The following is an 8,541-nucleotide window of genomic DNA, read 5'->3' as shown; positions in this document are numbered from 1 at the left end:
GGACACGCCCGCCGCGCTGGAACCGCTGCTGAAGGAATATGCGGAAAAATACCCGCGCATCGGCGGGCTGGACGCGGTGCGCCAGGACTTGCAGCTCTATACCGAGATCGACAATGCCAGCCGCGAACACAACCTGGCGCGGCTGTCCTCGCGCGTGGAAAAGGCGCGCTTCGCCACGCCGCCTTTCCAGGCGCGTTACAAGGCAATGGGACCGGCCGGCCAGTTGCCGCCCGCGAACCTGCTCGCCCAGTACCAGGCGGCAAACAACGCCTGGCGCGAAGGCAAGGCGGATGCGGCGTTCGCCGGCCTGGAAAAACTCGACGCCGGCCCATGGGCGAAATCCGTCAATGCGCAGGTGCAGCGCCGCAAAGCCGTGGTGGAGCAATATGCGGCCTTGCAGAAGCAGCGCGGCGGCCGCGACTACGACGATAAGCTGCTCAGCCTGTACGGCGCGCTCGACCCCGATGACGACGTGTATTTCATCCGGGCGATGGAACAGGATATCAACCGCATCCGTGACAAGGCGCTGGCCCGCGCGCAAGAGCTGATGAACCGTGCTGCCGCCCGCTGGCGGCAGTACCAGGACAACGGCCCGATCGAGGGCGCGCAACGTCTCGAAACCGGCATTTCGAACCAGTTCCGCAACCAGGCGCGGCTGCTGGTTGAGGCGCGCCAGAGCGCGCAGCAGGGCGTGCAGATCGCGCGCCAGCTGCGGGCCGAATACCCCGCGCAGTGGAACAAGCTGCGCGACGAGATCGGCACCGAGGCCGAGCAGCAGCGCAAGGCTGTGCAGGACCTGCGCATGGTGCTCGAACCCGGATTGCTGAAGGAAAAACTGGGACTGCTTGGAGGACCGGGCAATGAGCAATGAAGCCCGCCTGCGGCCACTGATCGAGGCGCTGGAAGACCACAGCGCCGAAGGCATCTCCGTGCTCACCGCGGAGCCGTGGCGCTTTACGCAGGCTGTCGTGATTACCGTTTTTGCGCTGGTGTTCGCCGCGCTCCTGTGGTCTTTCATCGGCACCGCCGACGTGATCGTCAGCGCGCAGGGGGCGCTGCAGCCGGAGTCCGAGGTACGCCGGTTCTACGCGCCGATCGACGGCGAGCTGGCCAACCTTTACATCGCCGAAGGGCAGCCGGTGTCGAAGGGCGACACGCTGGCACGACTGAACGCGCGCGGCGCCATCGAGGCGGCCAAGAATGCGCTCGAGGCGCAGCTCAAGCTGGAGGATGCCGAGCGCGAATGGAAGCAGTTCCCCGAGCGCAAGGCGCTGATGGAACGCAAGGTCGCCGCGCTGAAGCAGTCGATGGAACTGGAAGAGCACCAGCACTCCAAGCGCGCCGCGGAAGGCACCAGCAGGCTCGCCGAAAGCCAGCGCGCGCAGCTGGCGGAGGCACGCACCAATGTCGAGGAAGCGCGGCGCGCGCGCGACGCGGCCAAGCTGGAGGCGGATAAATACGCACGCCTGTTTTCGATGACGGGCGGCGGCGGCGTGTCGCAGCTGCAGGTGGAGAGCAAGCGCAACGCCTTGCAGGCGGCTGAAAACGCGCTGCGCGTGGCGCAGTCGCGCGTGTCCGAATTGACTGCGCGGCAGAGCCAGGAATTCACCCAGGCGCGGGCGCAACTGGAGAGTAGCGGGCAGGAATTCACCAAGCTGCAATTGCAGTACGAAGCAGCGGCGAAGGAAGTCGCCAATGCCGAGGAAAAGCTGCGCCTGCAGGTGCAGACCGCACGCCTGGTCGCCGATGCGGCGGCGCGGATCCGCTTCGAGAATATCGACAAGGATAACTTCCTGCTTATCATGGCGCCGGTGGATGGCGTGATCACCGATGTGACCACCACCCAGCCGGGCGACAAGGTACAGGCCAATTCGCCGATCGGCGGCATCGCGCCCAAGGATGCGCGTCCCATCCTGCGCATCGAGATCGCCGAGCACGACCGCGCGTTCCTGAAGGAGGGACTGTCGGTGAAGCTGAAGTTCAATGCCTTTCCCTACCAGCGCTACGGTGTCATCAACGGTACGCTGGACCATATCTCGCCGGCAACCAAGACGTCGCCGCAGACCAAGCAGCCGGTGTACGAGGGCAGGGTGGCGCTGGAGCAGGACCACTACTTGGTGGGGGAGACGAAGTATCCGCTGCGGTACGGGATGACGGCGACGGCTGAAATCGTGGTGAGGGAGCGGAGGATTATCGATATGGCATTGGATCCGTTCAGGCAGGTGGGGGGGTGAATTTTCGGCAGGGAACTCTGGCCGTCTGCCACAACCTAAGCCACCATCATCTTGCTCCCCGGAAGACATCCTTCATGGCAAAAATCATCAACCACCGCGGCGTTCGCATCGTGACGCTGGAACCCGACGAGACAGTCGCAACCCACTGCAAGGAAGGCGACATCCTGCTGGTCGAGGAAGAGGATGGCTGGTGGACGCATTTCGTCGGCCCGGACGGCGAGACCGACAGCTACGATGCGCCTTTCGAGAACTACAACAAGGCGTTGTGGACGGCCAAGGCTGCGGCGGAGTTTTCCGCCGAATGATCAGAGTCCCGCGGACCGGGCCTTCTTGACCTGGTACATCTCGCGGTCGGCATGGCTAAGGAGCCTGTCTTGTGACTCGCCATGGTCGGGATACAAGGCGAGGCCGATGCTGGCTTTCACGCACAGCATGTGCCCGTCGAGCAGGACGGGGTGACTGATCGCCGCACTGATTTTTTCTGCAACGAGCAGCGCGTCGCCGGGCACCTGCACGCCTTCGAGCAGCACGACGAACTCATCGCCGCCCAGGCGCGCCACGGTATCCTCCTCGCGCACCGACTGCTGCAGCCGCAGCCCGATTTCGGCAAGCAGGACATCTCCCGCGCCATGGCCGAGGGAATCGTTGATCTGCTTGAAGCCGTCGATATCAATGTACAGCAGAGCGATGCGCTCGCCATGCCGGCGGGCGCGCGCCATCGCCGAGTGCAAGCGGTCCTGGAACAGGCGGCGGTTCGGCAGGCCGGTGAGGTCGTCGTAGCGCGCCGCGCGCGTCAGTTCTTCGTTCAGGCGCCTGCGCTCCAGTGTCGTGGCGACCTGGGTCGAGACGAACTGCAGCAATTCCTTGTCTTTTTCGCTATAGCGCGTTTCGCGGTAGCCTTTCAGGATCAATGCGCCCGAGCTGCCGGACTGGGAAAGGAGCGGGATCGCGATCCATTCTTCACTGCCGTGGTCAGTCGCCGGGCGCTCGGCGGCGACCCCAGTGCGCAGCGTCTCGTCGCACAGTTCACGCACTACCTCGCTATCGCCGCCGGAAAGGCCGCACTGGTAGGGCAGCGCCGGTTCTCCCGCCTTGCAGCCATGCAGGGCGACGGCAAATCCGGCTGCCGGCACCAGGCGGGCAATGGTAAAGTGGATTTCACGCAGCAGGTCTGGCAGGTCGGTCGCGGAATGCGCCGCTTCCGAAATCGCGTAAGTTGCCGCCTGCATGTCCTCCGCGCGCCGGCGTTCCGTCACGTCCCTTGCCACACCGATGCGCAGCTGATCAGCTTCCGACCAGCGGGCGGACCACATCAGATGGACGAGGCGGCCGTCCTTGCGGATGTAGCGGTTTTCAAAACCCACGCGCTGCTCGCCCGCGATCACCGTGCCGGCTTCCGCGCGCGTCTTTGCGCGGTCCACGGGCGCGACGAAATCCATCATCATCCGTCCCGTCATCTCCTCCGGCTTGTACCCGAGGATGTGCTCGCACGCCGCACTGACATGGACGATACGCCCCTCCTTGTCGACCAGGAACACTGCATCGAGCAGCAGGTCGACGATGTTGGGCAGCTGTCTGTTCATCATGTGAAGGCAGGATCCCTGACCGCGACGGCGCGCAGGCAAAAGGCCTGGATGGACCGGATGAGGTCGGTCTTGTCGATGGCATTCTCGCTGCCGGCGGACCAGGTCAGCGGCCCGACAAGGGCTTCGGAAATGACGCCGACCAGTGCTGCGGCCGATACCGATGCGGCTTGCTGCGGGAATTCGCCGCTTTCGATGCCGTCTTCCACCAGCTTCTGGAAAATGTTCGCATACGCAAGCCGGTAGCGCAGGCGTTCCGTGTCGACCAGCGTGTCGACCGGCTCGGCGATCAGCGCATAGGCGAGGCGGCGCCCGCGGATGGCCCGGGCGGAAAAGGCTTCGATCGCCTTGAGCAGGCGCACCGACGGCACGCCTTCAGCCAGGGCATTTTCCCGAACGACGGCCAGTTCTTTTTCGGTGGCGTTACGGAAGACTTCGGCGCATAACTGCGCCTTCGAGTCGAAGTGCTTGTAGACGGCGCCGGTGGCAATCCCGGCATCCTTTGCCACGGCATTGATCGTGACAGCGCTGAAACCGCCCGTGGACACCAGCAGCAGCGAGGCGTCCAGGATGCGCTGCCGCATGGCAGCTTTGCGCGCTTCGGTCTTTTCGGTCGGCCGGTAAACCATGGCGAGATGTTCGGTCGGGATGGCAGTCCAGTGTACCCGAGACACGAGATTTCCGACAAGCAAAGGCTTGACAGGGTTATCGGCCCGTGATGAAGTTCTGTCTATTAAATGAATATGAATTCACACCTTGAGTGAGATGGAGACCGCCATGGCCGACGCCGACAGCAGCAACCGCTATTTCGCCGAGACGCACAGCGTCGAGAACCAACCGACCGCGCTGGAAGACTACAACCTGTACGGCGCGGACCGGGCATTGCGGGAAGCCGTCGGCCGGGAAGGCGCCGGCTGGGCGGAGGACGGGCTGCATGGGTTCGGGGCGCTGACGGGCTCGCGCGAGTTGATCGAACTCGGATTCCAGGCCAACGAAAACAAGCCGGTGTTGTACACCCACGACCGCTATGGTCACCGCGTGGACGAGGTGCGCTTCCATCCCGCCTACCACCGGCTCATGCAGCTATCCATCGAACACGGCCTGCATGCGTCGCACTGGAGCGACCCGCGCGAAGGAGCGCAGGTGGCGCGTGCGGCAAAGTTCTACATGCAAAGCCAGGTCGAGGCAGCCCATTGCTGCCCGATTACCATGACCTCGGCCGCGATTCCGGCGCTGCGCCTGCAGCCCGAGGTGGCCGCAGTGTGGGAGCCGAAGATCCTTTCCCGCTGCTACGACCCGCGCAACGTGCCGGACAGCCAGAAGGAAGGCGTAACGATCGGCATGGCGATGACGGAAAAGCAGGGCGGTTCCGACGTGCGCGCCAACACCACCCGCGCGATTCCGCTCGGCGGCGGTCCCGGGCAGGCGTATGAACTGGTCGGCCACAAGTATTTCGTGTCGGCGCCGATGTGCGACGCCTTCCTCGTGCTGGCGCAGGCGCCGGGCGGGCTGTCGTGCTTCCTGCTGCCGCGCTGGCGCCCGGACGGCAGCAAGAACCCGCTGCAGATCCAGCGCCTGAAAAACAAGATGGGTAACGTCGCCAATGCCTCGTCCGAGACGGAGCTGCGCGGCGCTTGGGCGCAAATGATCGGCGAGGAGGGGCGCGGCGTCGCGACTATCCTGAAGATGGTGTCGATGACCCGCTTCGACTGCATGATCGGTTCGGCGGCTGGCATGCGGCAGGCGGTGGTACAGGCGCTGCACCATTGCGAGCAGCGTGCCGCCTTCGGCCGCTTGCTCTCGGAGCAACCGCTGATGCAGAACGTGCTGGCCGACCTTGCCATCGAAAGCGAAGCCGCATTGGCCATGACCATGCGCATCGCCCGCGCGCTCGACAGCAGCGATAGCGAATCGGAAAAACTCCTGGTGCGCATGGGCACGGCCGTCGGCAAGTACTGGATCTGCAAGCGCACGCCGGGTCACGCCTATGAAGCGATGGAATGCATCGGCGGCAGCGGCGTGATGGAAGACTCGATCATGCCGCGCCTGTTCCGCGAATCGCCGGTCAATTCGATCTGGGAAGGCAGCGGCAACGTGCAATGCCTCGATATGCTGCGCGCGATGCAGCGCGAGCCGGGCTCCCTCGACGTCTTCATGGCGGAGCTGAAGCTTGCCGCGGGTGGCAACCGTTACCTTGACCAGCATGTCGCATCGCTGGCAAACGATTTCGCCGATCGCGCGGATATCGAATACCGCGCACGTGCCATCGTCGAAAAGATGGCGCTCGCACTGCAGGGAGCGCTGCTGGTGCGGCATGGTGACCAGGCGGTGGCGGATGGGTTCTGCCTGTCGCGCCTGTCCGGACTGGCAAGCGGGCTGGTCTACGGCAACCTGCCGCGCGGTGTCGACTGCGCGCGCATCATCCGGCGCGCTTCAGTGGCCGCTTCATAACAGCCGCGGCGGCCGCGCGAAGTCAATGGTCGCGCGCACTGCTGCGAGCATTTCGGCAAGCATCGGCCGCTCGTCGTTGCGGCGCTTCTGGAAGGTATAGACCAGGGGCGAGAGCGCGGGCGCACCCTGCAGTATCCGCAGGTCGCCGCGCCTGGCCAGCGAGTGCGCCCAGCCCTCGGGCAGGAATCCGATGCCCGCGCCTTCAATCAGCAGGCCGGCGATCGCGCCCCAGCTGTTGCAGCTCAGCCGGTAGGGCGGATCCACGTCATTGCGCAGCATCCATTCGTCGAGGATGCGGCTTGTTCCCGCGCCCTGCGGGAGGGTGACCAGCGGATGGGCTTGCAGCATGCGTTCGGTCAGCCGCTGCGACTTGCCGGCGACCGCGGGCGAGACAGTCCACACAAAGTGCGCCTTGCCCACCGTGTGCGAAGCGATCAATTCATGCGGCGAGCGTCCGGCGATTACCGCGCAATCCAGCGCGCCGTTGAGCAGGCGTTCGTCCAGTGCCCGCCCGATATCGACATGCGGCTCGAGACGCAGGTCAGGAAAGCGCTGGGCCGCATGGGACGCCAGCTGCGGCAGCCAGGTGAGGGCGCTGAATTCCCCGACGCCGAACAGGCAGCGCCCGGCAATGCGCGTATCCGCCGACACCGATGCGCGCGTTTCTTCCGCCGCCAGCAGCATCTGGCTGGCGCGCGGCAGCAGGCGCTCGCCGGCATCCGTCAGCACCGCCTTGTGGCCGGTGCGGTCGAACAGCGCGACGCCGAGCGACTCTTCCAGTTCGGCGAGCCTTTTCGACAGCGACGACGTCGTGACATGCAGCCGCTCCGCAGCCATTGCGAAACTGGCGCAGGTTGCCGCCCAGTAAAAGGCTTCCAGCTGTTTGAGCGTCATTATTTTATTGTCGAAAAAGCGAAATACTATCTTAGTATAAATTCGCTTTTTTGAAACAGCTAGCAAGGCTAAAGTGACCTCCATAACGGCAACGGGGCGGAGGTTGGTCATGGCAGGGCAAGTACAGGAAGCGGGGCAGTGGAAAGCGTCGGCGCCCAGGGCGGCGTACGCACCCGAACCATCGCTGCCGCGGAAGCTCGCACGCATTCTTTCCCTCGATGACTTCGAGGACGCGGCGCGCCGTCACCTTCCGCGCCCGCTGTTCGGATACATCTCGGGCGCAGCGGAAGACAACCGGTCGCTGGACGACAATCGCGAGGCCTTCGACGAATACTGTTTCCTGACGCGCGTCCTGGTCGACGTGTCGCAGCGGTCGCAGGGCATCAGCCTGTTCGGGAAACACTACAGCGCCCCTTTCGGCATCGCCCCGGTCGGCATCAGCGCGCTGTCCGCCTACCGCGGCGACATCGTGCTCGCCGAGTCGGCGCTGCAGGCCAATATCCCCGCCATCATGAGCGGCACCTCCCTGATTCCGATGGAAGAAGTTGCGGCGAGGGCGCCCGGCACCTGGTTCCAGGCCTACCTTCCTGCGGACGAGTCCCGCATCGACGGCCTGGTGGACCGGATTGCACGCGCAGGCTTCGAGACACTGGTGGTTACGGTCGACATCCCGGTGTGGGCCAACCGAGAGAACAATATCCGGGCCGGCTTCTCGACTCCGCTGCGCCCGAGCCTGCGCCTGGCGTGGGATGGCCTCGTGCGCCCGCGCTGGCTGGCCGGGACGCTGGCGCGCACCCTGCTCACGACAGGCATGCCGCATTTTGAAAATTCATTCGCCACCCGCGGCGCGCCCATCCTGTCGCGCACGGCCATCCGCGACACTACCGGCCGCGAACACCTGAACTGGACGCATATCGCACGCATCCGCCGGGCATGGCGCGGTCCGCTGGTGCTCAAGGGCATCCTGCATCCCGACGATGCCGAACGTGCACGCAGCGTGGGCGCCGACGGCATCATCGTGTCGAACCACGGCGGACGCCAGCTGGACGGCGCCGCATCGGCGCTGCGCATGCTGCCACATGTGCTGGACCGTGTCGGTGACTTGCCCGTCATGCTCGACGGCGGCATCCGGCGGGGCACGGATGTGCTCAAGGCGCTGGCCCTGGGTGCCCGTGCCGTTTTCGCCGGACGCCCCTTCATGTATGCCGCCGCCGTTGCCGGAAGCGCGGGCGTCGGCCGCGCGATCCAGCTGCTGCACGACGAGGTGGACAGGAACATGGCCATGCTCGGCATCAACCGGCTCGACGAACTCGATGCCGGCTTCCTGATCCGCCGCTGAATACACACAAAGGAGAGACATCATGCGACATCCCTTGCTT

General features: G+C 65.0%; 7 protein-coding genes and 1 pseudogene. 5 read left to right on the top strand and 3 right to left on the bottom strand.

Translation table 11 applies throughout. The features are described from left to right. From AYR66_RS29895 to AYR66_RS06325, 3 genes and pseudogenes are all read left to right on the top strand, one after another. A pseudogene (locus AYR66_RS29895) lies at positions 1-871 on the top strand (FHA domain-containing protein); the annotation flags it as partial. Beyond that, on the top strand, positions 861-2,234 hold the full coding sequence (locus AYR66_RS06330; RefSeq protein ID WP_088706818.1) for a beta-barrel domain-containing protein: 1,374 nt from the start codon (positions 861-863) through the stop codon (positions 2,232-2,234). The pseudogene AYR66_RS29895 and the gene AYR66_RS06330, both read left to right, overlap by 11 nt. Positions 2,235-2,308: 74 nt before the next feature. Continuing rightward, positions 2,309-2,539, top strand: a complete 231-nt coding sequence (locus AYR66_RS06325) for a hypothetical protein (protein WP_088706817.1) — start codon at positions 2,309-2,311, stop codon at positions 2,537-2,539. On the opposite strand, the gene AYR66_RS06320 is transcribed toward AYR66_RS06325, so the two are convergent. Then, the gene (locus AYR66_RS06320; RefSeq protein WP_088706816.1) at positions 2,540-3,820 is read right to left on the bottom strand and encodes a diguanylate cyclase domain-containing protein; all 1,281 of its coding nucleotides are present in this window, start codon (positions 3,818-3,820) and stop codon (positions 2,540-2,542) included. Continuing rightward, complete coding sequence (locus AYR66_RS06315; RefSeq protein ID WP_206047081.1) at positions 3,817-4,491, bottom strand: TetR/AcrR family transcriptional regulator; 675 nt, start codon at positions 4,489-4,491, stop codon at positions 3,817-3,819. The genes AYR66_RS06320 and AYR66_RS06315 overlap by 4 nt, the downstream gene beginning before the upstream one ends. A 103-nt stretch (positions 4,492-4,594) precedes the next feature. Here AYR66_RS06315 and AYR66_RS06310 point away from each other — a divergent pair, with 103 nt between their 5' ends. Beyond that, positions 4,595-6,268 (top strand): isovaleryl-CoA dehydrogenase, encoded by a 1,674-nt coding sequence (locus AYR66_RS06310; RefSeq protein ID WP_234814823.1) that lies wholly within the window; start codon positions 4,595-4,597, stop codon positions 6,266-6,268. Here AYR66_RS06310 and AYR66_RS06305 read toward each other — a convergent pair. Continuing rightward, positions 6,263-7,162, bottom strand: coding sequence for a LysR family transcriptional regulator (locus AYR66_RS06305; RefSeq protein WP_088706813.1), 900 nt, complete (start codon positions 7,160-7,162; stop codon positions 6,263-6,265). The two genes, AYR66_RS06310 and AYR66_RS06305, sit on opposite strands and share 6 nt — an antisense overlap. A 109-nt stretch (positions 7,163-7,271) precedes the next feature. Here AYR66_RS06305 and AYR66_RS06300 point away from each other — a divergent pair, with 109 nt between their 5' ends. Continuing rightward, positions 7,272-8,501, top strand: a complete 1,230-nt coding sequence (locus tag AYR66_RS06300; RefSeq protein WP_088706812.1) for an alpha-hydroxy acid oxidase — start codon at positions 7,272-7,274, stop codon at positions 8,499-8,501. Positions 8,502-8,541 lie beyond the last annotated feature (40 nt).

This window comes from Noviherbaspirillum denitrificans, from assembly GCF_002211445.1.
Classification (GTDB): domain Bacteria; phylum Pseudomonadota; class Gammaproteobacteria; order Burkholderiales; family Burkholderiaceae_D; genus Noviherbaspirillum; species Noviherbaspirillum denitrificans.
The sequence above is the reverse complement of the archived record's forward strand: the minus strand, read 5'-3'. Positions and strand labels throughout refer to the sequence as shown.

Bases quoted from the DNA above. Each gene is read 5' to 3' on its own strand.
- AYR66_RS06325 (WP_088706817.1), top strand. From the start codon at position 2,309: ATGGCAAAAATCATCAACCACCGCGGCGTTCGCATCGTGACGCTGGAA.
- AYR66_RS06310 (WP_234814823.1), top strand. From the start codon at position 4,595: ATGGCCGACGCCGACAGCAGCAACCGCTATTTCGCCGAGACGCACAGC.
- AYR66_RS06330 (WP_088706818.1), top strand. From the start codon at position 861: ATGAGCAATGAAGCCCGCCTGCGGCCACTGATCGAGGCGCTGGAAGAC.
- AYR66_RS06300 (WP_088706812.1), top strand. From the start codon at position 7,272: ATGGCAGGGCAAGTACAGGAAGCGGGGCAGTGGAAAGCGTCGGCGCCC.
- AYR66_RS06305 (WP_088706813.1), bottom strand. From the start codon at position 7,162: ATGACGCTCAAACAGCTGGAAGCCTTTTACTGGGCGGCAACCTGCGCC.
- AYR66_RS06320 (WP_088706816.1), bottom strand. From the start codon at position 3,820: ATGATGAACAGACAGCTGCCCAACATCGTCGACCTGCTGCTCGATGCA.